Raw genomic sequence first — 25,367 nt, 5'->3', positions numbered from 1 at the left:
AATGATAATGTGAGTTTTATTTGGTGTTTCTTCTGAATCTAGCAGTCATCGCATCTGGAACATCTTGAACAGTTCTGAAACCGATGTAGCTTCTTGCAGAATCTTTATATTCTCTGTCTCTGTATCCGGTCATCAACATATAACCTACATCTTTCCAAGACCCACCTCTTACAGATTTCTCGTCGTTGGTTGCATGTTTAGTAGAAGGATTTAATGTAGAAGCGAATTGGTAAGTTGCATTGTTATACGGAGAATCTGTCCATTCAGCAACATTTCCTGCCATATCAAACAATCCGTATCCGTTCTTTCTGAATTTTTTCACAGGAGCAGAATACATATAAGTTCCTTTTTTATCGTCTTCGACATAGCTACCTCTTTTTGGTTTGAAGTTAGCCAAATAACAACCTCTGTCGTCCATCATATACGGACCTCCCCAAGGGTAAGTTGCATTTTGCTTTCCACCTCTTGCTGCAAATTCCCATTCCATCTCTGTTGGTAATCTGAACGCTAAAGGTTTTTGTTTTTTCTTCTTTAATTGGTCGTTATAATCAGACTTTAACTTTGATCTAAAGTTACAATATGCTCTCGCTTGATCCCAAGTAACACCAACTACTGGATAGTTTTTATACGCATTGTGCCAGAAATATTGTTCGAACAATGGTTCGTTATATGCGTAGTGGAAGTCTTTGATCCAAACGGTAGTATCCGGATAGATAGCAATGCTTTCTTTTTTCAAGAAATTTGCACCTCTTTCTTTGTCGTTTACGGCTTTTTCCATATCTCCCCACTGGTAAGCATACTTCAACTTACTGGCATCGATAATTTTCTCGTTACCAATTCTAGAAGAAGCTGGAAGGTACATGGACTCTAACACCTCTGCATATTCAACATCTGGATAGCTTTTGGTATTCCAATGCAATGGAACTTTCCAATCAAGTCTTTTCGCTTGATCAAATTCAGCACCTCCTTGGCTCTCCAAATATTCTTGATACGGTGTTAAGTTTCCGTTTTGGTTTGGATCTCCTTTATAAGCATAGTCACTAATACTAGCGCCTCTACCGTTCCCTCCACCACCGTCACCAGCAGCTTCAGCCAACAAAGTTCTCGCGATGGAGTCTCTTACATAATTTACAAAAACTCTGTACTCTGCATTGGTCGTTTCAGCTTCATCCATATAGAATGAATTAACAGTTACCGTCTTCAGACCGGTTTTCTCGGGCATTTTCGTAGGATCCTGATCGGCAAGACCTGCGATAAAAGAACCTCCAGGAATAGCAACCATTCCGTATGGTCTTTCTGCCACAAAAGATTTTGAATTCTCTCTAGGTATCAATTCTCCTTTTGTTCCGGGCTTACCAATTGAAGATTTGCCACCAGAACAAGATACTGCTAAAGACGCTGATGCTAATAAAAGAAATATCCTTTTCATGTTGTTTTTTATAATTAAGCGGTAAATATATAATTTTTTTAACAAACTATTAAGATTTTTTTTGAAAAACCGAAAAAAATCTTGAATTATTACATTTCAAAATGGAAATTACTCCACGGTTACGGATTTCGCAAGGTTTCTCGGCTGATCTACATTTGCCCCTCTGTACACTGCAATGTAATAGGCCAACAACTGCAACGGAATCGCAGAAACAATTGGAGAATAGCATTCTGAAGTTTCTGGGATTTCGATAACATAATCCGACATTTCGCTCACCTGAACATCTCCTTTGTTCACTACGGCAATTACTTTTCCTTTTCTGGCTTTAATTTCTTGAACATTGCTTACCAATTTATCATAATGTCCTTTTTTAGGAGCAATAATCACGATAGGCATATTTTCGTCGATCAAAGCGATAGGTCCGTGTTTCATTTCAGCTGCCGGATATCCTTCTGCATGGATGTAAGAAATCTCTTTCAATTTTAGAGCTCCTTCCAAAGCTGATGGATAATTATAACCACGGCCTAAATATAGGAAATTTTGAGCATTTACAAAATCTTTTGAAATTTCTTTAACCAAATCGTGTGTTGCATGCAGAACTTCTTCAATTTTAGTAGGTAAAGCATCCAATTCCGCAATGAGACTCATGAACTCGGCATTGCCCAACTGACCGTTGTGTTTCCCCAATTTCAATGCAATCAGAGACAAAATCACCAACTGAGCTGTAAAAGCTTTTGTAGAAGCCACTCCAATTTCTGGACCTGCATGGGTATAAGATCCCGCATCGGTAATCCTCGCAATGGAAGAATCGACAACATTACAAATTCCGTATATGAAAGCTCCTTTTTCTTTTGCCAATTTCAATGCTGCCATGGTATCTGCCGTCTCTCCAGATTGAGAAATAGCAATCACGACATCGTCGCTATTGATGATTGGGTTTCTGTATCTAAATTCTGAAGCATATTCTACCTCAACAGGGATTCTTGCAAATTCTTCGATTAAATATTCACCGACCAAACCGGCGTGCCAAGAGGTACCGCAAGCGATGATGATGATTCTTTTGGCATTCTTGAATTTTTCTAAATGATCCCAAATCCCGGCCATTTTTACCACACCTTCATTCACCAAGATTCTTCCTCTCATGGTATCGTGAATGGATTTTGGCTGTTCGAAGATTTCTTTCAGCATAAAATGCTCGTATCCTCCTTTTTCAATTTGTTCCAAATTGAGTTTTAATTCTTGGATGGCCGGTTCAATTTTAGAATTGTCTTGGATGCTTCTAATATCCACTCCTTTTTCTAGAGAGATGATCGCCATGTGTCCTTCTTCCAAATAGATGGCTTCTTTGGTGAATTCAACAAAAGGAGATGCGTCGGAGGCGATAAAGAATTCGTTTTCTCCCAAACCAATAGCCAAAGGAGATCCCAATCTGGCAACAACCAATTCTCCAGGGAAATCCTGATGCATTACTGTAATTGCATACGCTCCGTAAACTTCATTCAATGCAAATCTTACGGCTGTCGGAAAATCCAAATTGGCATTTTCGTCCATTACGAATTGTATCAAATTGACCAAAACTTCAGTATCTGTTTCAGATTGAAAGGTAAATCCTTTCTCCGTAAGCATGGTTTTTATGGTATCGTAGTTTTCGATAATCCCGTTATGCACCAAAACGATTTTCTCGTTATTGGACATGTGTGGATGCGAGTTTCTATCACTTGGCACTCCGTGAGTTGCCCATCGTGTATGTCCCATCCCAATGGTTGAAGTTTCCTTTAACTGAGATGAAACCTCTACCAAATCATCAACTTTTCCTTTTGTTTTCTTTAATTCAAACTGGTTGTTTTTATCTCTCAAAACAATACCAGCACTGTCATATCCTCTGTATTCCAGCCTTCTCAGTCCATTAATCACCACTTCATAAGCATCCCTAAAGCCGGTATATCCTACAATTCCACACATAATTTTTTATTGATTTTAGTTTTTAATTTTTACTTAGGTTTATTTTTCTTTTACTTTTTTCCGTAGATCACATTCAACTGTGCTCTGTTTGCATTGTTTGCATCGGTACCCACCAAGACAATTCTATTGGGTTTGTACGCTCTATCGTGATAGTTCAGACCAAAGAAATTTCCGGTTTGTGAGTTTTTCAAATAACTACCGATATTGATCACAAAGTCTGAATTTGCTTCCTCTTTTTCTACAATATCCTTCAACGATTTGGTAATCGTAATGTCGTAATATGCAGGATTTTTGTCGATATCATAATACTTTATCAGTTGAAAACCCGGCGCACCGGTCAAGGTATTGATATCCGATATAAATGAGGTTGCATTTCTGGTATTGAACAAGAAATCGGTTGGCTTTGCATATTTATTGTTCCAAACGGTAACATCTGAGTACAAACGGATTTTGGCGGTGATGATGCCTATTTTTTCATTTTGATATTTTGCTTTTAATTCAGCAATGGTTGCAGCCGGAATTTTCAAAACCGCTCCTGGACCTCCCATTCCTTGAAGGAATAATTTGGAGTCACCGTTCGGATTAATATTTCCCATCGCCGTTGCTACCATGGTTGAATTACGATTGTACTGAATCTGACTGAACTGGGTGTTTCCCGTGCCCAGATTGAAATTGAATGTTTTCTGAGGTCGGGTATTTACTCCGTTTTCTAATTTGTCGTATTTATAATACATCACAATTTGAGCATCGGTTGGGGTAAACTTCATCATGTATCCATCATTTTCATCAACGGAAACTCTAACGCCTTGAAAATAACGGATGAAGTTGGAGGCATCGCTCAATTCTTGACTGCCTTTTTTGGCTATAATTTTTGATTGGAAAAAGGAAGCATCCAACGGTATTCTAAGACTTCCTACCGTAGAACTCCACAAAGCAGAAGCATCGGAGTCCTTCGTGATCTTCACCGTGTTTACTTGACCGTCAAAAACTTTAGATCCCAACAAAGTATTGTAGGCAACAATTTTGTTGGAATAAATGGGATCTGCACTTCCATACAAAAACTCGGATACTTCATGAACTTTTATATTGAATAGGGTTTTACCACCAATTTTCGTTTTACCGTATTTCTGAACCGGATACGACTCTACCACTTTTTTAGCAGGAATATTTCCTTCAGGATAGATATAATTTTCGTCTGTAGTTGTGGTTAAAGAATCCGATGCGTACAACGGTTTCAGCACCAAGACTGCAGAATCGACAACGGCATTGGTCCCGAAGTCCGGATTGTAAGCATCCATTCTGACTTGGGTTACGAAGGACGATTTTTGCATACCAAAAACAGGCTCGTCAAAAGCACCAAGACTGGCGTATTGCAAGCGAGTGGCATCTACCCTTACCGTATCGTTATTGTTCAGGTTATTTGCGATTAGTCCGTACGATTTTTGTTCGCCTTGCACCATGCTGTCAGCAAAAAACTGTTCACCTAAACTGTCCGCATTGGGTTCGCAGTTTAACAAAAAAACACTTCCGAAAACAATTGCAGAAGCGCTATAGATTTTATTAATATTTATTTTCATCAATGATTATTTATCGTATAATGTTCCTATGGCATCAATTTCCAAATATTCCATTTTAGTGGTTTGGGTCTTAGTAAACTCTTTATCTAAAAGCCCTTCAAGGAATTCATCTCCTTTCACCACAGCGTCAACAAAGTTCATACTTTCGGCAACGAAACTTTGGAAGGTCGGTTTTTTAAACGCAGAAAGTCCTTCGATATTATCGAATTTCATTTTATCTTCGATTTGATTTTGGATCTTACCGTCTTTTTCATTGTACAAAGAAAGTACAATTTTGGTATCTGCAAAATAATTATCGTTTTTATAATAAGTCTTTAGATAAATTGGCACAAAAGAAGACATCCATCCGTTGATATGAATAACATCCGGAACCCAATTTAATTTTTTAACGGTTTCGATAACCCCTCTAGCAAAGAAAATTGCTCTTTCGTCGTTGTCGTCGAAAGGTTGATCTTGGTCGTCAAAATAAAATTGTTTTCTCTTGAAATACTCTTCATTTTCAATAAAATACACCTGAAGTCTTTCGCCAGGAAGAGAAGCCACCTTTATAATCAAAGGCTGATCCAAGTCATTGATAATCACATTCATACCAGAAAGACGAATCACTTCGTGAAGCTGGAATTTTCTTTCACTGATTTGTCCAAATCTTGGCATAAAAACCCTAACATCGTTACCTTCCTGATACATCTTTAGAGCCATTTTATTTACCATTGCGGCCAAATTATCATCTTCTTGGTAAGGATACATTGCAGTGGTAACATAAAGTATTTTCTGATTCGGCATAATAATAATTTCTATCTTGTTTTTAAAGTTGATACACCTATATTCTGCAAATTTACAAAAAAATTAAACGATATTTTTTTTTCTCACTGATTTTTAAAGTAAAACTTGATGAAAAACACCAATATTACTAACAGTTAACAAGGATTTTTTGAAGAATTAATACCCAACAAAAACACCTAAAAGGAAGTACAAACCTCGTTACGACCGCCACATCAATTTAATACTCGTTTTCAAAACCGTCTATTGTTCATATTCCATTTACAATACGATAAAATTATTAACACTTTTTTAAAGATTTATTAAAGATTACAAAATCGATTATTTTCCTGTTTCAACCTTACTTTGCGGTGTTAAAAAAGATAAAAAAGTAAGAATGAAAAATTGTAAATTAAGCATTGCTACACTCATTATACTATGCAGTTCGCAATCGATATTTGGACAAAAAAAAGAAAAGGACAGCCTAACAAAAACCAAAGAAATCGAAGTGGTTATCCTGCAAGGTGTTGGTAAAAAAAGTACAGAAAACAGCATCATGAGCATCCAAAAAAAATCGGCAGAAGTTATCGAAAGACTGGGCATCAGCCAATTGGAAAAACAAGGAATTGGAGACGCCTCTACCGCCATTACCAAAGCAACAGGATCACAAAAACAAGAAGGAAGCAACCAAATTTTCATCCGTGGTTTGGGAGACAGAAACAATACGACAACCATTAACGGATTGCCCATCCCATCGAACGATCCTTTACTGAAAAACATAGACCTTTCCATCATAAAAACGGACATGATCGAACACATCGGTTTAGAGAAAGTGTATCACCCAAAAAACTGGGGCGATGTTTCTGGTGCCAACATCGATATTTCATCGAAAATATATTCCGGGAAACCCTACTTCAAAATAAACATAGGATCCGGATTCAACACCAATACCCTAACTAAAAATCCATTTTTAGTACAAGATGGATCTAATTTTTGGGGCAGTAAAACCACACAACAACCGATTAAAAATAAAATTGCACAAATTGGATACGCTTTTGAAACCTCAACCATTAACCAAGAAAGAGATACCCCAATTAACTCTTCGCTAGGACTGGATTTTGGTACGCATTTCAAAGTGGGAAATCAGGGTAAAATTTCAGCTTTCGGATATGCAGGATTCGATAACGATTACCATTACCAAAAAGGAATTACAGGAGGGAGCTACAACGGACAAAACGATCCTTTGAAAATCTACAACAATTCTGAAGAATACAAATACGCCACCAACACCACGGCTTTGATCAATTTAAATTATAAAATAAATCCAAAACACAACCTCAATTACTCTTCCAATTTCTTGCACACCACAGAGCAAAAACTTGGCCTTTACAAAGGCTACGACAGAGATTTTGATATTTTTGATGACCTCGCTTTGACCAAACACGAAACTCAGGTCAGAAGAGCCACTTACAAGACCAACAACCTTTTCATCAACCAGTTACGAGGCGAGCATCAGATTTCCGAACCTGTGAAATTCTCATGGAATTTGGGTTATAATTTTCTTGAAAACCAAAGACCAGATCGACAACAAAACATCAGCATTTACGATAAAACCAGTCAAAGAAATTATTTTGCCAGCTCTAATCCAGGAGCCAATAATCGCTACTTCGACCGACTGATTGAAGATGATTTCGTTGGAGACTTCAAAATCAATTATAAATTCAGCAAAAAAGCCATGCTTACCCTTGGGTACAACGGCAGATACAAGCAAAGCGACTTCAAGGCTACGCAATACAATTTCAAAATTTTAGCACCTCAAAATTCGTATTCATTAGATCCCAATAACTACGATGCTTTTTTCAACCTTGCCAACTACCAATCCGGCGCCTACTTCGATATTGTCACATTTCGTGGAGACATAAAATGGGATGCGAAAACAGCATTGAAACCGCAATATTTCAAATCGGAACTTAACAATCATGCGGCTTATGCATTGGCTGAATTTCAAATCAATGAAAAGCTAACCGCGCAATTGGGTTTGAGGTTCGACATTTTGCAACAAGAAATGAGCTACAACACATCCATTCTTCCTTTGGGTGGAACCATCAATAGAGAATACCAAAAACTCCTACCTTCAATCAACTTAAAATATGCTGTAAACGAAAAACAAAACCTTCGTTTTTCAGCATCTAAAACCTATACGACTCCTTTGTTATTGGAAGTTGCACCATTCGAATACCAAGATATAGACGACACCAGTTTTGGAAACATCGACCTCTATCCTGCCGACAATTACAATGTCGATTTAAAATGGGAAATCTTCCCCAACAAAAGCGAAATGCTCTCTGTAATGGCTTTTGGAAAATACATTGCCAACCCCATAGCCAGAATCACCATGGCATCTTCTGCCAACACCGTTTCCTTTGCTAATGTTGGAGATTACGGTACAGTTTACGGTGCTGAAATGGAACTTAGAAAAGACTTGTTTCAAAAAGGTAAATCCAAAATATATACCTTCCTAAACGCCAGTTACATCCATACCCAGCAGGAACTGAACAAGGAAAAACTAGATCACGAAAACCAATATGTCACCAGCAATTTCATCTCGAATCTGGACAAGATGCAAGGCGCATCCAGCTTTTTAGCCAACATCAACCTGGGCTGGGAACACAAATGGGACAAGAAACAAATTTTGGATTTTGTGATTTCTTACGCTTATCTGTCGGACAACATCTATGCTTTGGGATTCGAAGAACGAGGAAACATGGTGGACAAAGCCATACACTCCTTGGACAGCACCTTAAAGCTAAAATTAAAATCCGGATTGGGAATTTCTTTGAGCGGTAAAAACCTTCTTAACCCAAAGTTTGAAAGGGTTCAGGAGAACAAAACCACCAATCTCATTTCCAAATCGTACCGAAAAGGCAGCGGTGTAAGTCTTGGACTGTCCTATGAATTTTAAAATTAAACAAAATATAAATCAATAAAATAAAAATTAAATGAAAAAATCAATTTTCAGCATCCTAGTCGCTGCAAGCATTGCAACAACAGCAATCACAGTACAATCCTGCAGATCCAATGACGATGAAGAAATCACTGTAAACACGGGAAACACCATGGATCCGAACAACTTTCAGGGAGAAATTAAGAAAGGAGAAATCCTTACTTTAGATCCCAGCAAGGTTTACAAAATGACCGGCCCAGTCTTTGTAAACGACGGTGCCACTTTGGTTATCCCTGCCGGAACAAGAATAGAAGCCTCAGGAGGCACCTCATCCTATCTTACGGTAAAACAAGGCGGCAAAATATTCGCCAACGGCACCGCTTCCCAACCTGTAGTTTTCACTTCGCTTAGTGCAAGTCCCGGTAGCTGGGGTGGACTCGTAATTTGCGGTAAAGCACCCATTAACAAAGGCAGTTCAGCTACTGCCGAAGTTGGGAATGCTACCTATGGAGGAAGCGAAGCCAATGACAATTCCGGAGTATTAAATTATGTGAAAATAGAATATGCCGGAGCTATTTTCACGGCCGACAAAGAATTCAACGGACTTTCTTTATTTGCCGTAGGAAATGGAACTTCCATCAACCATGTTGCTTTGTTAAATGGATCCGATGATGGAATTGAATTTTTTGGTGGAACGGTAAATGTTTCCAACATAATCTCGATCGGAAACGAAGACGATGCCTTTGATTGGACCGAAGGCTGGAACGGCACTGCCACAAACATCTTCACCAAAAGAAGAGCCGATGGCAATGGAAACCGAGGTATAGAAGGTGACAACAACTCCAACAACAACAATGCCGATCCCAGATCCAACCCCACCATAAAAAATGCCACCTTTATCGGAGCAACTACCGGTGAAGCCGATGGCCTAAAACTGAGAGTAGGCACCCATGGGAATTTTGACAACATTGTACTTTCAGGATGGAAAACAGGCATCAACTTGGAGCACGATGCTACATTGAACCATTTCAATGGAAACGGAAAAATTACCAATGTGAAATTTGACAACATCACCACAGAAATTTCTGCAAAAAACAGCAGCGGAAACACCGTAACAACCAACAATAACACCTACACCATCAACAACAACGCCAGCGGTGCCGGTAACGGAACCACCACCCCAACTTGGGCGCTGGGTTGGTCCGGACAATAATACTTTTTTTATCCTATTTTAACTTCAGCGATCAATGAATAATCATTGGTCGTTGTTTTTTTATAAAAAACAATCAAATTTTTAAATTGAAGTTTATTGACGGTAAATTTTAATTATTTTTGAGGTTGAAAATCGTTCATCATGGAAATCATTAAAAACAGAAAAAAACTACAGGATTATATCGAAAGGCAGAAAGAGATGGGAAAGAAAATCGGCTTTGCCCCAACCATGGGCGCTTTGCACGATGGACACCTTTCACTTTACCAAAAAGCCAGAGAAGAAAATGATTTGGTGGTTTCGTCCATTTTTGTAAACCCAACCCAATTCAACAACGCCGAAGATCTTGAAAAATATCCTAGAACGGTAGATCGCGACATTGAAAAACTAAAAGAATCTGCCTTGGTGGATGTCGTGTACCTCCCAGAAGTCGAGGACATCTACCCGGAAAAAGCAAAAAGTAAATCGTATGATTTCGGAGGCATCGAAAAAGAAATGGAAGGCGCCTCTAGACCTGGACACTTTGATGGCGTAGGTACTGTTGTGGAAGAGCTTTTCCGACAGGTACAACCCGACCAGGCCTATTTTGGTGAAAAAGATTTCCAACAACTGGCCATTATCCGAGAGTTGGTGAGGCAACTAAAACTCCAAATAAAAATAATTGGAGTCCCAATTTTTCGTGAGCAACACGGCTTGGCCATGAGCTCCAGAAACGAAAGGTTGACCAACGAACTCAAGCTAAAAGCAGGAAAAATCCATGAAACCTTAAAATGGGTTGAAGAGTCCTTTCCAAAAACACCACTTCCTGAAATTCATGAAAAGGTAAAAGAAGTTTTTGAAAATGACCAAGATATGGAGCTGGAATACTTCATCATTGCCGATGAAAACAACTTAAAAACAGCAACCACCCTTGAAAAAGACAAAAAATATAGAGCTTTTATCGTAGTGGTGGTTGCAGGAGTTCGACTGATCGACAATATGGGACTAAAAAATTAAATCAAAGAATGCTTCGGCATCCGTCTCACCACCTTCGGCATGTCCAAAGGTGGTATTATTTTGGCTTTCTGACACCGAAATCGCACCGTGATTCATGGTTAAAATTAGCTGAGCACCTGCAGGTTGCAAGTCCAAGACTTTCCATTTTGTTTTCAACCCCACTTTCACACCATCAGATCTAAGATCGTTTGCACCATCCAAACGACTAAGCTCCACCTGGGCATTTTGAAAGTTGAAAAGCAAAAAATGTTCATCTTTAGCCGCTAAAATTTCAGAATTCAAATCGTCATCACCATTTTTAAACACGAGATCTGCGGTATACGATTTTCCTATTTCGAGTTTTACTTTTGGCAAATCGTAAGCATTGGCGGTGTAATTATAAGCCTTCACCTCTCCGGTCTGATCGTCTTTTAAGAGAAGTACGATGTTTGAAATTTCCTCTTGGGACAGCACATCCAAATCTTCATCAGCACGATGACAAGACGACAAAGCGAACAATAAAAAACTAAGGGCAACTATGATTTTTGTTTTCATTTTATTTTGAATTTAAAACTGATATTGAACAGACAGAATAAAATTTCGTCCCGTTTCGTGGGCAAAAATCCTCATTCTGTTCATGTAATTTTTATAATTTTTATTCAGCAGGTTATCTACTTTCAAACCAAGAGTCAAACGAGAAAGCAACTCGGTTTCTGCGTACAAATTCCAAAGCTGATACCCTGAAGGAGGCGTAGAAAGATCCAGAATTTTCTCGATTTCTATTCCGTTTTCAAAGATTTTTATGGTTGGATTGTACACCGGATACCTCTTTTGTTGATCTACCCATTGATGTTCAATTCTCAGAAAAGATTTTTTCCAAGGCACATTGATATCTAAAGCATTTTTCAACTGCATGGGCATCATCATAATCAAAGGTTGACGATTGCTTTTGTCCTGACCGTAAACATAAGAAAACTGTGCAATCCATTTCAGATTAGAATTGAATTTCCATTGCAAATCCGCATCCAAGCCGTGCATTTGTGCATCGACTTGCTGATAGGTCCAAACCGGAAAAACACCACGAATGGTATTTTGAATTCCTGTAGGGACTTGGGTCACAAAATCTTTTATCTCAGAAAAATAAGGCGTCAAACTTAGTTTCAAGCCATCCAATGCATTTATTTTGGTATCCATTTTCAAAGAAACCTGTTGGGTCTTTTCATTTTTCAAATTCATAGTCCCCACCTCTATCATCGCAGATGAATGATGCAAACCATTTGCAAAAAGTTCGGCCACATTCGGCACTCTACTGGTGTTTGAATACGAAACTCCCAACTGATTGTTGGTGTTAATTTCCCACAAAACCCCTGCGTTTAATCCGAAATTATCGTAGGACAAATTCGGTATTACAAACACTCTATTCCCCTCTGTTTTCTTGTAGAATTGAGAAAAATTCTGTGCATAATTTTCTTCCCAAAACTTTTCATCAAACCATGCCTTCACCCTGTAATTATGATGGTCGTAACGGATTCCGATTTCGGTTCTCAAAGTTGGAATAACCGTATATTTAAACACCGAATATCCGCCAAAATTATATTGATGATAATTGGGAATCAATCGCTTGGCTTGGGTCGTAATGGGTGAATAGTTGTACTGATACTGAGCGTTAATACCCGTTTCTAAAGACCAATTTTCTCTTTCTATAACATTATTGACATTCAGTTGGTTGGTAAACAATTCCAGCTCCATGGCTGCAAGATTATTGAGCTCGCCACGGCGGAGATCAAACTCTTTTCTGTTATTGTATTGGAAACTATAATCTACAGAAAATTTACCCCAATTTTCATATCTTTTGTATGCTGAAATCTTGGCAATATGATGCTGAATTTCTTGATGTGGATTGTCTATTTTATAAGAAAAATCTCGTGTGTAAATGGGTTTTTGATTCAGAATACTTTCGTACAAATCGTTCAGATTTCCGACATCAGAACCTCTGAAAATTCCGATTTTCTGATTGGTCAGATAATAATCAACCGAAAAACCTTTATAAAAATCGCTGTTTTGAACCGTAAAACCAAAAGAATTCATTTCCATACCTGTATTCATCAGTTTATAATTTGGTGTGGACAGGTCGCCCCATTTTTTGTAACCTCCACGCGTTTTTACAGCCCAAGCGTTGTCCCAAGTTTTCATAAGGCTCAAATCGGCTGTCATACCTTTTCCGTTAGACAGTGCAGAAAGTTTTGCTTTGCCTTTTAGGGTGTCTTTTTTGGGAAATATTTCCGGTTCCAAAACCACCACTCCACCGCTGGCATTCATCCCAAACCTTAACGCCGAAGCTCCTTTAACCACATCAACATGATCAAAATTATTGGTATCGACATTGGGAGCATGTTCTACACCCCATTCTTGATCGGCCAACTTCACTCCATTGTTCACTACGGTTACTCGGTCGCCATAAAGACCATGGATAATGGGTTTGGCAATATTATTTCCGGTTTTCAAAGCAGAAACTCCGGAGATATTGGACACTAAGCTCCCCAAGTTTTCGGTAGCGTTTCTTGATAGTTCCTTATTTGAAATTGTCGAAACCCGAACCGATCCGGACTCTCGACTTTTTTTATGAAGTTTTACCGTCTCGATTTCGGTAACATGGTGTTCCAGAATGATTTTCAAAAAAAGATCCGACTGTATTTTGATTTCTTCTTGGTAGTCGTCGCATTCGGCATGCTTCGCCAGCAAACGATATTCACCCGCTTTTAACTTTAGTTGGAACTCGCCTTTGGTATTGGTAGTTGTTGTATGGCCCCCCAGCTGTACCGTTGCATTGGACAGTGGAGTTTTGTCGTGAAAATCCACAACAACACCAGAAATGCTGTATTGTTGTGCGGGTATTAGGGCCATTCCTAAAAAGAACAGCATCAGTTTAAAAAAAATCATGAATAAAAATAATGATGTCGATGTCCATCTCTTGCATACACAAGAAAGTACTCATTGAAAAATGAGTTTAAATACATCAAACAGGGTTAAAAAATAAAAAATAAAATTTATAATTAACCCAAAAATGGAGGACCGCGAAGGTAAAAAGAGAGAAATAATGACGATTGAACCGAAGGCGTTGTGGAAGCAAACGATGCATCGACCCACAGATTTTGAAAATCTAACGCATCAAAAGCAAGCATTTCTAATGCATGTCCATCCAATAAGAAATGACAGGAAAGACAGTCTTTTGAAGCCCCTTTAAACGGTTGATCTGAAATGTGTTTTTGACCTTTCTCAAACTGTAAAAAAACGCCATGATTGTGTTGGTGGATGTCTTGAGAGAAAATGGCTACAAATAAATATACCGCCATGACCAACATGGCGGATACCTTTTTATATTTCCTCAACAATTTCATGGTTCAAAGATAGAAAAAGTATTCATACTAGCTTTCCAATTCCAAAGATAGAGTTTCCCACTCGGCCATTACTGCATCTAACTCGGCTTGAAGCTCGTTGTATTTTTTCAGGTCGGCTTCTGTAGGGTTGGTTTTGGAGAAATAATCTTCCAAAGTCGCAATTTCCTTTTCGTATTCGGAAATTTTCTCTTCGGTTTTCTTAATTTTATTTTGAATGGCTTTTTGTTCTTTAGACACAAAATCCGGTTTTGAATTTTTGATTTGGTTTTCTGAATTTTCAGAATTGTCCACTTCAGCCTTCACCGTATTTTTTACTTCCAACTTGGATTTTTCCACCGATATTTCTCGGATGGACTCTTTCTGTCTGTACTCCAAATACTCATCGATATTTCCTAAAAACTCTTTCATTTGTCCATCACGGAATTCAAAAATTTTATCGGCCAAGCCTTGTAAAAATTCTCTATCGTGGGAAATGACAATTAGGGTTCCTTCAAATTTATTGAGAGCCAATTTTATAATTTCTTTGGATTGGATATCCAAGTGGTTGGTAGGTTCGTCCATAATCAGGGTATTGAACGGTCTAAGCAACAACTTACAAAGGGCCAAACGATTTCTTTCGCCTCCGGAAAGCACTTTGGTTTTCTTTTGTACATCTTCTCCGGTAAACAGGAAACTTCCCAGGAGGTCTCTAACTCTCGGTCGGGTTTCTTCGGCTGCCGCATCTTCGGCTTCTTGCAATACGGTATTGTTTCCGTTCAAGACTTCGTCCTGATTTTGTGCAAAATAACCGATGTTCACATTGTGTCCCAGCTTCCAATCGCCGGAGTAGTCTTTAATTTCACCTGAAAGAATTTTTGCCAAGGTGGTTTTCCCTTGTCCATTTTGTCCAAGGAGCGCAATTCTATCGCCTCTTTCGACAAAGAAATCGACACCGTCAAAAATTTGTTTTTTCCCGTAGGCTTTACCCAGGTTTTCGGCTTCGAAAATCACCTTTCCGGGCACTTGACTTTGTACAAATCGAATGTTGAATTTAGAAACATCTTCGTTATCCAATTCAATTCGTTCTATTTTATCCAATTTTTTTATGAGGGATTGTGCAAAACTCGCTTTGGTAGCTGATGCTCGGAAACGGTTGATGTTGTCTTCCATTTGTTTGATTTCGGCATCTTGATTTTTCTTGGCTTGTTCCAGTTTTTCCCTTCTTTCTTTTCTCAGTTCCAAATATTTGGAATAATTGGCCTTATAATCGTCCACTTTCTTGTTGTTCACATCAAAAGTTCGATTGCAGATGGCGGTCATAAACTGCTTGTCGTGGGATACCAGGACGATGGCTCCGTTGTAATCCATTAGGAAATTTTCTAACCAAATGATGGATTCCATATCCAAGTGGTTGGTAGGCTCATCGAGAAGAAGCAAATCGTTTTGTTGAAGTAAAAGTTTGGCCAGTTCTATTCTCATGCGCCATCCTCCGGAAAATTCATCGGTTATTCTATCGAAATCATCCGCTTTGAAACCCAAACCAAGAAGGACTTTTTCTACATCGCCTTCCAAATTGTATGCATCGTGATGATGCAAAAGATCGTTAAGATCCGTCAGTCGATGGATCAGGTCACTATAGCTATCACTCTCATAATCGGTTCGGGTTGCCAATTGATGATTGACTTCTTCCAGTTCTTTTTTCCAAAGGTTAATTTGTTCAAAAGCTTGCAAGGTTTCGTTCCACACGGTTCTGCCTTTTACAAATTCCAAATCTTGCTTCAGAAAACCGATGGTAATATTTCCATCTGGAACGACTGAACCTTCAAAGAAATTTATTTCGTTGGAAAGAATTTTAAGCAGAGTCGATTTTCCGGCGCCATTTTTCCCGACCAAACCGACTTTGTCGTTTTTTTTGATGGTGAAATTAACATCGCGGAACAGATAATTTCCTGCGTGATGAAGCCCTAAACCTTGTACTGAAATCATTTGGATAAGTATGAGTATTGTTAGTTTGTCCTTTTTTCGGTTTGCAAAATTAAGAATAAAAAAACGAATTGCATTTGGATGAATCTTATGCAGAAAACCAACACACCTCTTAAAAACAAATAAAAATTAAACATTTGCATAAAAAGAAATAGAATTGTACTTTTACCGATGGTTAACTTGCTGAAAACCCAACACTGAAGATGATTTCTTACAGAAATTTCATTTTACAAAAAAAACAAACATCGATCTGGACTAATATTATTTTCCTGATCATTTCATCGTACACAGTCATTTCGTGCACTAAGAAAACCAATCCTAATCTCATCGAAAAAAAGAAAATTGACTCGCTCTATCAAAAAGCCACAAAGCATGTCAATGAAGGGAAAGATGAAAAAGCATTTTACGAATTCAACCTTGCCAAAGACGGGTATCTGAACAACAAAGACAGCATTTGGGCTTCGAGATGCTTAACCGAAATGGCCATCATCCAAGAATACAGTGGTGATAATCTGGGCAGCATAGAGACCAGTATTGCTGCCATAAAACTTTTGCATGAAAATGAAAAAGACCACTACGAGTTGCTTTTTGACAATTATATTAATTTAGGAACCAATTCTACAAGTCTCAAAAATTATAATGAGGCCGAGAAGTTGTATTTGAAATCATTGGCATTTGTCCAGGAAGACATACAGAGATTGAGAAGCATGCACAATTTGGCCATTGTTTACTTCAAAAAGAAAGAATTCAAAAGAGCGCATGACATCCAAAATCTTGTGGTTTATGGACTATCTAAAGACAATGAAAATTATTATAAAGCCCTAATCAACCAGTCCCGTTATCTTTGGCATGATCAACCGAATATTAACCCAACACAAAATTTAAGAGAAGCCGAAAGACATTATCAAAAAGTTGAGGACTCATGGGGATTGGCGGCAACTTACTGTTATCTTTCTGAATATTACGAAGATAGAAAATCGGACTCGGCATTGTATTTTGCAAAAAAAATGTACGAGGTCTCTAAAAAACTTAAATCGCCAACGGATGAATTGGAAGCTTTGGAAAACATCATCAAATACGATCCACAGCCTCAGAAATATTTTGTCAAATTCTCAAAAATATCCGACAGCATTGCCGTCCACGGTAATAAATCGAGAAATCAATTTGCCATCATCCGATATGAAAGTGAAAAAAACCTGAGTGACAATCTGAAACTTGAAAAAGACATCAGTCAGAAAAATGTACTTTTATTTTTTGTTGCTTTATTGTTGGTTAGCACCACTACGGGTGGCTACATCTGGCTTCGAGCAAGAAAAAAGAAAATAAAACTGATTGCAGACAATAAAATTAAAGAGGAACGACTGTCCACTTCCAAAAAAGTGCACGATGTGGTAGCCAATGGTTTGTACCAAATGATGTCTGCCTTGGAACATCGAGAAGATTTAGAAAAAAATGAATTGATGGATCAATTGGAAAAGATGTACCAAAAATCCAGAGATATTTCTTATGATGGACACCTGCCTTTGGCTCCGGACCACATCAAAGAGCAAATCTCTGAAGTGGCAGAAACTTTCCAAAATGAAAACTTACAGGTCTTTGTTATTGGAAACGAAGACCGCCTTTGGAAACAAGTCCCTCAAAAAATCCACAACGACCTCTACATCATTATTCAAGAATTGTTCATCAATTCAAAAAAACATGGAAATGCATCTAGAATTGTTTTGAAATTTGAACTTAAAAATGAAAAGTTAGAGGTGAATTTTAACGACAACGGCGAAGGCATCTTCAACCAAAGTACCACTTTAGGCAATGGACTGAAGCACCTTTTGGATCGTATAAAAAAACACAATGGGACATTAACAATTCCTGATCACGACACAAAAATCAAAGGATTTAAAATAAATTTCAACTTTCCAATACGATAATCATGTTTCATAAAATCATTATTGCAGAAGACTACCAAAGTACCAATCTGTCCATTCAAAAAGCACTGCACGAATTGCAAATACACCAAACACAATATTCCAGTTATTGCGATGATGCTTATCATAAAATCTACCAAGCGATAGAAGCCAAACAACCCTATGAAGTTCTGATTACGGATCTGTCTTTTGATGAAGATGAAAACGAACAGAATCTAAAATCGGGTTTTGATTTGATAAAAGCAGTAAAAAGATTGAAGCCGGAAACAAAAATTATTGTTTTTTCAGCAGAAAAAAAAGACGGTATTATTCAAAATTTATTTCAAGAATATTGCATTGATTCTTTTGTACACAAGGGGAGAAACGATATGAAGGAACTAAAAACAGCCATCGAAAAAGTATATTTGGGAGAAAAATACATCTCATCCGAGACCAGAAATTCTTTTAAAAAGATGAATAGTTATGAGTTTACAAATTACGACATCACCCTTCTCCAACTCATCTCACAAGGAGTTGCGCAAAAGGACATCCCTACCCTACTTCAAGATAAAAACCTAAAACCCAACAGCTTAAGTTCTATCGAAAAACGATTAAACATACTCCGAAAATCCCTTCACCTTTCGAGTAACGAGCAACTTATTTCTTTCTGTAAAGACTTGGGAATTGTATAAAGTTTATTTTTTTATGGTTTCCCGTATTTTTTTTATTTAAAACATAGTATTTTTGCGCTCCGAATACGGGAATAGATCAACCACAAGTTATCTTTTCCGTATCCAAACTAGTAAAAACTAAAGCCTTAACCATGTTAAAAATTTTATTCTCATCATTGCTCCTATTTGGGGTGATGGCAAACTCACAGTCTGTAAAGAAGAAAAAAGCAGTAGTTAAATCTGCTAAAAAATCTCTAATTACCAAAAAAAGCAATAAAACATTAAAAGCTAAATCCAAATCGGCTGTAATGGTTGCAAAAAAAAGCAACCAAAACTACGAAGTTATTCAAGATTCCGATACTGAAAGCACTACCGTTACCATTACTTTCAAAACCAATAAAAAAAGCAGTGCCTCACCAGTAACTCCGTCTGCAACACCGGCCAAGGATCATCTCAACATCAGTACGACCAGCTTTCAACCCCAATTCACGAATCAATCTTTAGAAAATAAAGAAAGTACTATTTCCCAAAAAGAAGAAAAAGCGAAACTTCTAATTTCTTCTGAAAAAACAGAGCCTAAAAGCTCGAACTATCATCAAATTACGGATAAGCTGTTGGGTCAGAAAGGTTGGATCAACAATAGAAATTCTGCCTACATGGACGGAATAGAAGGTTTTGTAAAAGGTGTTTATTTTAATCAAAATCAAATTTTCATCATGCTAGAATTTGATAACAAAACCACGAGCAGTTATCATATTGAAGATGCATCTTTTATTTCAAGCACAGACCAACCCAAAAACATTTTCGCCCAAGAGCCGTTTACGGTAAAAACAATTTTCCCTCTTTTCAGTTATCAGCCTGAGCAACTACCCAATAACACCTTCACCAAAATGGTTTATATCTTTGATAAAACGGTGCTTATCGATCAAAAGAATCTACAATTCGTCATGACTGAAAAGAACGGTGGAAGAAAAATAGCTTTGGACATAAAATCAAAATTTCTAGAAAAAGCTGAATTCATCAACTAAACCATCAACATGAAAAATAAATATTTCACCGCCCTATTCGTATTAATCACCATCAGTCTCCAAGCTCAAGGCAGAAGAAAAAATCAAGCTTCCATCCATGCTCAATACGGCTTCACCAATAATGGAAGCATGATAAAAGCGGGATACGGCAAGGTCTTTGGAGACCAAGGATTTCTGGGGAAATCTGAAGTTTTTTATCAGAATTACAAGGTTGCTTACATTGACAATCAGTCTTTACCTTATGAAAAATACGGAGCCGGTGTGTCTGCCGGTTACAGTTTCGAAAGGTTTTCTCCATTTTTTATAAATGCTTGGTTAGGTCTCTATGGAGGCTATGAAAAAATCAATGAAGGCAAAGAGTACGACTCCAAATACCACGCACCAATTCCATCTAAAGTAAAAGGAATGATCTACGGTGTTAGTGGAGCTTTAGAAGTGGAATACAATATCAATCGTAGATTTTCCATTATTGCCGACTACAGTCAATTTTTTGATTTAAAAAGTGATTTTTCTAAATCGAAATTTGGAATTTTTGGAGGATTGAAATACAACTTAAACTAAAAACAAACGAATCATTCATGAAAAATATTTATTATTTTTTCCTTACCCTTCTCAGCCTATCGTTTCTTCAATCGTGTAGAGAAGATGGCGATTGGGAAAACCATGTACAATTTAGGTTAACCGTAGATAGAGATTATCAATTCAGTGAAAAAGGGATGGGAGAAGCTCAATCGTTAAAGTTCAATCTAAAAACCCAATACAACTTTAACGCTCTTCCTACAAAATTTAAATTTGACAATACTCTTTCAGGAGTTTTAAAACTGAACAATAAAATTCTTAATCCCAATCAAGAATATACATTTACAAAAAGTGATAACATTTTTGAATATGTTGGTAATGCCCCTGGAGAGCACCAGCTAAAAATCACAGTCTTCAACGATAAGAAATTTAGCATTCAAGAAGATTTTCTATTAAAATATGGAGTATCCAGTTTCACACATACCTATACAGGAGGAATTACGGAGACCTACCAAGGAGACAGCTCCCAATACACCATGAAGATTGTTCCTGGAAACAACCAACCCACAACCGGTTACGAAATAAGATTCAATAATTATTCTGGAAACATCAAGTACAATGGAGCACACGCAAGCTTGGGTCAATTTTACCCCATCAATAATTTGGATGAATTCAATGTAATCCTAAACACAACTATCGCTGGCCAACAAAAACTTGATTATACCATCCGAAACTCCACAACTTCTAAAGATTACGAAATACAACATGAAGTAAAAAAGAGACAAATTTCTTTTGAAAACATTCAAATCAACTCAACAGCTGTACCTATCAATTCCAATCTTAACATTACTGGAATTATAAAAAAATCTCCAAACAACACCAATACATCTATAAAGTACAAAACTTGGATTTCATCTGCGTCCAACAACAACAATTCAGGCATACAAACCACCAACAATACCTTTGTTCCGTATGCTTTAGGGAACAATGGAGCATTTAATTTCAACTTTGAAACTTTAGAAATAGGAAATTACACCCTCAACATTCAAGCTCAAGACGAATTCGGCAACGAAACGGAAATCAAGAGTTTCAACATCATCGTAAATACCCCGATGACGATCAACGGAATACCGAATCTAATTTTCACGATTTATAAAGCAGATAGCAACTCGCACTATGTAGGACAAGTAAAAATAAACGACCTGAACGCAACGGCTAACTATAACAACAAAATTTCAAAAATTGAGGTAAAGTTAAAGTTCAGAAGTATAGCAAGCAACAAATGGTTTGATAAGACTTTTACTTATACCCAAAACCCTAATGAAACAAACCTAAACCACCATTCAGAAAAGACGATATATGGTTTCAAAGACTCTTCAGCATACATTTCGCATGGCGATTGGAGCGGTCAGGATAATCTAAATGCAGAAATTACAGTTTACGACAACCAAGGTCAAAAAACAACCGTTAACCCTAGTGTTAATGGATATTGGTATGCCGACTACAACTATTCTGTACAATAAGGCTAAACAAAATTCAAAGAAATTTGCCATTTTTACGGTTTCCCGTAAAATAATGGATCTCGAATTTCTAACTTTGTCCTCGAAACACAGATGAAGAAGAAAAATTATTAAACTAAGACGAAAGTGCTGCTCTAACACAAGGCAGCACTTTTTTTATCTACATACCTGACCTACAGCACTTAATTTCTTATCCTAGATCAACAATTCTCAACGAACACTTGTTGTAATTTTGCATCATCAAATCAAAAGAATACCGTATGAAAACCGTATTTCACAGTTCTACAAGCCGAGGATTCGCCGATCACGGCTGGCTAAAAGCCCACCATAGCTTTAGTTTTGCAGGATTTTTCAATCCCGAAAAAATAAATTTCGGAACCCTTCGGGTTTTGAATGACGATGAAGTCCAAGGAGGCATGGGTTTTAGCAAACACCCACACCAAAATATGGAAATCATTACCATTCCGTTGGAAGGCGAATTGGAACACGGCGACAATATGGGAAACAACGGCATAATCCGAAAAGGCGACATCCAAGTTATGTCTGCAGGATCCGGAGTGATGCACAGTGAAAAAAACACAAGCTTACAACATCCTGTCCGTTTGCTTCAGATTTGGGTATTTCCTAAACAACAGAATGTCCATCCAAGATACGACCAAAAAAACATTGAAAAAGGAAAAATCAATAACGATTTCCAAGTCATCCTTTCTCCAGATCCTCAAGAAAACAGCGTTTGGATCCACCAAGATGCTTGGTTTTATTGGGCCAACTTTGATCATGGAAATTCGAAAAAATACAAAATTAACAAGGAAGGAAATGGAGTTTACCTTTTTGTTATCTCAGGAAAAATAAAAATTGGAGATCAAATTCTTGAATCCAGAGATGCCCTTGGCGTTTGGGACACCGAAGATTTCACAATAGAAGCGATAGACAATTCGGAATTCCTAATCATGGATATCCCAATGGAAATCCCTAGTTTTGAACCCTAAAAAAAATAAAAAAAATGAAAATATTAGCCTTTGCAGCTACCAATTCCAAGAAATCCATCAATGCTCAACTGGTACAACATGTTAGCAGTAGGTTTAACAATGCAGACATCGACTTCGTTGATCTTAACCATTTCGAAATGCCCATTTATAGTATGGATCGAGAGATCGAAAACGGCGTGCCGGATTTAGCGGTCGATTTTGCTAAAAAAATTGACGCTTCGGATCTTATCATCATTTCTTTTGCAGAACATAACGGTACCTACACCACAGCTTTCAAAAATATATTTGATTGGATCTCCAGAATACCGGGACGAAAAGCATTTGGCGATAAAAATATTTTTGCACTTGCAACTTCCAACGGACCAAGAGGCGCGCAAGGGGTATTGGATGTAGCTACTACAAGATTTCCATACAACGGAGGCTACATCGTTGATCAATTTTCTTTACCGCATTTTTCTGAAAATTTCAACCCTGAAAAAGGTATTACTCATCTTGAATTGGAAGAAATTCTTTCAAATAAAATAGACCAAGTTAAGTTGCATCTTCAAAAAGTAAAACAAGAATCGTGTTCGTAATTTGAACTTCGACATGAAACAACAAAGCTCCAAGAACGATTTGCTCTTGGAGTTTTTTTTTGATCCTTACCTTTCACACGGTTATGTAATTACCAAATAATATGTGTTTTTTTTATTGTTTTAAAATTTATTTACTACATTAGCCATACAAACAATAAAAATTACAAATATGACTAGGAAATTATTGGCTGAGTTATTCGGCACATTTTGGTTGGTATTCGGAGGTTGCGGATCTGCCATTTTCGCTTCTCACATTGCACCGGCAGACAACGGACAAATCGGAATTTTACTTTTAGGAGTAGCGCTAGCATTCGGGCTTACGGTACTCACCATGGCTTATGCTGTGGGACACATCTCTGGTGGTCATTTCAACCCGGCTGTTTCTTTCGGATTGCTGGCAGGAGGTAGGTTTTCTTCCAAAGAATTAGTCCCTTACATCGTTGCACAATGCATTGGAGCTGTTGCAGCTGCAGGCGCTCTGGCTTACATCAATGGCGGTGTTGGTGATGGAAGTGCAGGATCTTTTGCTTCGAATTTTTTACGATTCTGCTGTTTATTTTGGTAAAAGTTACGATTTGGGACAGGCTTTCTTAACCGAATTTTTACTAACAATGTTTTTCGTTATTGTAATTATGGGGACGACTGACAAATTTGCGAACGGAAAATTTGCTGGCATTGCCATCGGATTGTGCCTAACGCTTATCCACCTGATTTCCATACCCATCACCAACACTTCTGTAAATCCTGCAAGAAGTCTTTCTCAGGCTGTTTTTGTTGGTGGACAAGCTCTTTCTCAGCTTTGGTTATTCTGGGTTGCTCCCATCGCTGGTGCTGTGGTAGGCGGAATCATCTATAAATCGTTGATGCAAAATACCGATAACGAATACAAATATACCGACGCTTAGTGGCGAAAATATTTTTTAAAAATAAGAAGAAACTGTTCAGAAATGGACAGTTTTTTTTATGAAACCAAAAGACTGCACCCTCGAACATCGGAATGGTCAATTCTCCCTAAAACCTGAAACTTACCATCCTTCATCTTCCCCAAATCTTGTGTTGCAATAAAACTACAGGAATGAATATTGGCGAGATCAATAATGTTGATAGCTCCCGTTGCGCCCTCTTTCACAAAAGAAAAAGGATCTTCTACATTTCGTATCAAAACACGCATCCAAGCTGGGCAGCTGTATTCATTATTCCCCAAAGAATAGGCTTGTGACAAAAGTTCGGTCATGGAATATTCCGAATAAATGGCATCCGTTCCGAAATCGTTTTTCAGGATATAAAGCAGTTCGTCTTTGGTCATTTCCTTCTTCCGTCCCTTCATACCTCCGGTTTCTATGATGATGAGGTTGGGAAAAGAAATTTTGTATTTTGTTTTACAAAAATCTAAAAAATCCAAAAGCGCAAAAGAAACTCCAAAAAGAATCACTTTTCGATCAGTTAAAGATAATTTTTCTAAAATACCGAGCAAATCTTCGTGGTTATAAAGGAAATATCCATTTTCGGGTTGATGGGATTTTTTCATCAGAAAATCGACCATATAAATCAATGACGAATGGTTGTTTTCAGAATAATTTGGAAGCAATCCCAAGAATACAAACTCTTTTGGAGAACCAATAAATTGCTCGAAACTCTTTTCTATACTGGCTTCATACAAATGAAAATCAGCAATCCAATGCTTGGATCTATTGAGCATCGCTGTAGTTCCGGAACTTTGAAAATACCGTTCGGCTCTGAAATTTTTATCCAAAACAAGGTGATTTTTGAACATCTCGATGGGCAAAAATGGAATCTGCTCTACTTGCAGCACTTTTTTAGGATCTATATTCAGGAAATCTACAAATTTCCTGTACACCTCAACCTGCTCATATTGAAACTGAAAAGTCTGAATACAAGCTTGTTCGAAATCGGTTTCGGACTGTATTGAAAATATATCGGATTGCAT

19 protein-coding genes and 1 pseudogene are annotated in these 25,367 nt (G+C 37.7%); 11 read left to right on the top strand and 9 right to left on the bottom strand.

Going from position 1 to position 25,367, the window contains the following annotated elements:
* Positions 1-16: 16 nt before the first annotated feature.
* The 4 genes from porK to EIY84_RS09020 form a co-directional block, all read right to left on the bottom strand.
* Positions 17-1,429: a T9SS ring complex lipoprotein PorK/GldK gene (gene porK, locus EIY84_RS09035; protein ID WP_124642399.1), complete on the bottom strand. Its 1,413-nt coding sequence runs from the start codon at positions 1,427-1,429 to the stop codon at positions 17-19.
* Positions 1,430-1,537: 108 nt separating this feature from the next.
* Positions 1,538-3,391, bottom strand: coding sequence for a glutamine--fructose-6-phosphate transaminase (isomerizing) (glmS, locus tag EIY84_RS09030; RefSeq protein WP_124642397.1), 1,854 nt, complete (start codon positions 3,389-3,391; stop codon positions 1,538-1,540).
* Between the two features lie 50 nt (positions 3,392-3,441).
* On the bottom strand, positions 3,442-4,968 hold the full coding sequence (locus tag EIY84_RS09025) for a DUF4270 domain-containing protein (protein ID WP_124642395.1): 1,527 nt from the start codon (positions 4,966-4,968) through the stop codon (positions 3,442-3,444).
* A 6-nt stretch (positions 4,969-4,974) separates the two neighbouring features.
* Positions 4,975-5,751, bottom strand: coding sequence for a glycogen/starch synthase (locus EIY84_RS09020; protein WP_124642393.1), 777 nt, complete (start codon positions 5,749-5,751; stop codon positions 4,975-4,977).
* Positions 5,752-6,124: 373 nt separating this feature from the next.
* On the opposite strand from EIY84_RS09020, the gene EIY84_RS09015 reads away from it, so the two are divergent.
* The 3 genes from EIY84_RS09015 to panC all read left to right on the top strand — a co-directional run bounded on the left by EIY84_RS09015 (position 6,125) and on the right by panC (position 10,877).
* The gene (locus tag EIY84_RS09015) at positions 6,125-8,689 is read left to right on the top strand and encodes a TonB-dependent receptor domain-containing protein (RefSeq protein WP_124642391.1); all 2,565 of its coding nucleotides are present in this window, start codon (positions 6,125-6,127) and stop codon (positions 8,687-8,689) included.
* Positions 8,690-8,726: 37 nt separating this feature from the next.
* Positions 8,727-9,884, top strand: coding sequence for a hypothetical protein (locus tag EIY84_RS09010; RefSeq protein WP_124642389.1), 1,158 nt, complete (start codon positions 8,727-8,729; stop codon positions 9,882-9,884).
* 141 nt (positions 9,885-10,025) lie between these two features.
* Positions 10,026-10,877: a pantoate--beta-alanine ligase gene (gene panC, locus EIY84_RS09005; protein ID WP_124642386.1), complete on the top strand. Its 852-nt coding sequence runs from the start codon at positions 10,026-10,028 to the stop codon at positions 10,875-10,877.
* On the opposite strand, the gene EIY84_RS09000 is transcribed toward panC, so the two are convergent.
* From EIY84_RS09000 to EIY84_RS08985, 4 genes are all read right to left on the bottom strand, one after another.
* Positions 10,866-11,411 carry a hypothetical protein gene (locus tag EIY84_RS09000; protein ID WP_124642384.1) on the bottom strand — a complete coding sequence of 182 codons (546 nt, stop codon included), beginning with the start codon at positions 11,409-11,411 and terminating at the stop codon, positions 10,866-10,868. The two genes, panC and EIY84_RS09000, sit on opposite strands and share 12 nt — an antisense overlap.
* A 12-nt stretch (positions 11,412-11,423) precedes the next feature.
* Complete coding sequence (locus EIY84_RS08995; protein WP_124642382.1) at positions 11,424-13,796, bottom strand: TonB-dependent receptor; 2,373 nt, start codon at positions 13,794-13,796, stop codon at positions 11,424-11,426.
* Between the two features lie 113 nt (positions 13,797-13,909).
* A complete protein-coding gene (locus tag EIY84_RS08990) occupies positions 13,910-14,245 on the bottom strand; it encodes a hypothetical protein (protein ID WP_164472030.1) in 336 nt (111 codons plus the stop codon).
* Between the two features lie 36 nt (positions 14,246-14,281).
* Complete coding sequence (locus tag EIY84_RS08985; RefSeq protein WP_124642378.1) at positions 14,282-16,219, bottom strand: ABC-F family ATP-binding cassette domain-containing protein; 1,938 nt, start codon at positions 16,217-16,219, stop codon at positions 14,282-14,284.
* Between the two features lie 200 nt (positions 16,220-16,419).
* On the opposite strand from EIY84_RS08985, the gene EIY84_RS08980 reads away from it, so the two are divergent.
* The 8 genes and pseudogenes from EIY84_RS08980 (at position 16,420) to aqpZ (ending at position 24,324) form a co-directional block, all read left to right on the top strand.
* Positions 16,420-18,141, top strand: coding sequence for a tetratricopeptide repeat-containing sensor histidine kinase (locus EIY84_RS08980; RefSeq protein ID WP_124642376.1), 1,722 nt, complete (start codon positions 16,420-16,422; stop codon positions 18,139-18,141).
* A gap of 2 nt (positions 18,142-18,143) precedes the next feature.
* Positions 18,144-18,809 carry a response regulator gene (locus EIY84_RS08975; protein ID WP_124642374.1) on the top strand — a complete coding sequence of 222 codons (666 nt, stop codon included), beginning with the start codon at positions 18,144-18,146 and terminating at the stop codon, positions 18,807-18,809.
* A gap of 131 nt (positions 18,810-18,940) precedes the next feature.
* Complete coding sequence (locus EIY84_RS08970) at positions 18,941-19,816, top strand: DUF4138 domain-containing protein (protein WP_124642372.1); 876 nt, start codon at positions 18,941-18,943, stop codon at positions 19,814-19,816.
* Between the two features lie 9 nt (positions 19,817-19,825).
* Positions 19,826-20,377, top strand: a complete 552-nt coding sequence (locus tag EIY84_RS08965) for a hypothetical protein (RefSeq protein ID WP_124642370.1) — start codon at positions 19,826-19,828, stop codon at positions 20,375-20,377.
* Between the two features lie 17 nt (positions 20,378-20,394).
* Positions 20,395-21,858, top strand: a complete 1,464-nt coding sequence (locus EIY84_RS08960) for a hypothetical protein (RefSeq protein ID WP_124642368.1) — start codon at positions 20,395-20,397, stop codon at positions 21,856-21,858.
* Between the two features lie 257 nt (positions 21,859-22,115).
* On the top strand, positions 22,116-22,844 hold the full coding sequence (locus EIY84_RS08955) for a pirin family protein (RefSeq protein WP_124642366.1): 729 nt from the start codon (positions 22,116-22,118) through the stop codon (positions 22,842-22,844).
* 14 nt (positions 22,845-22,858) lie between these two features.
* A complete protein-coding gene (locus EIY84_RS08950; RefSeq protein ID WP_124642364.1) occupies positions 22,859-23,419 on the top strand; it encodes an NADPH-dependent FMN reductase in 561 nt (186 codons plus the stop codon).
* A 169-nt stretch (positions 23,420-23,588) separates the two neighbouring features.
* Positions 23,589-24,324 (top strand): annotated as a pseudogene (gene aqpZ, locus EIY84_RS08945) (aquaporin Z).
* Positions 24,325-24,380: 56 nt separating this feature from the next.
* Here aqpZ and EIY84_RS08940 read toward each other — a convergent pair.
* Complete coding sequence (locus EIY84_RS08940; RefSeq protein ID WP_124642362.1) at positions 24,381-25,367, bottom strand: LuxE/PaaK family acyltransferase; 987 nt, start codon at positions 25,365-25,367, stop codon at positions 24,381-24,383.

This window comes from Amniculibacterium aquaticum (assembly GCF_003852705.1).
GTDB lineage: Bacteria > Bacteroidota > Bacteroidia > Flavobacteriales > Weeksellaceae > Amniculibacterium > Amniculibacterium aquaticum.
This window is presented reverse-complemented; position numbering and strand designations above follow the sequence as displayed.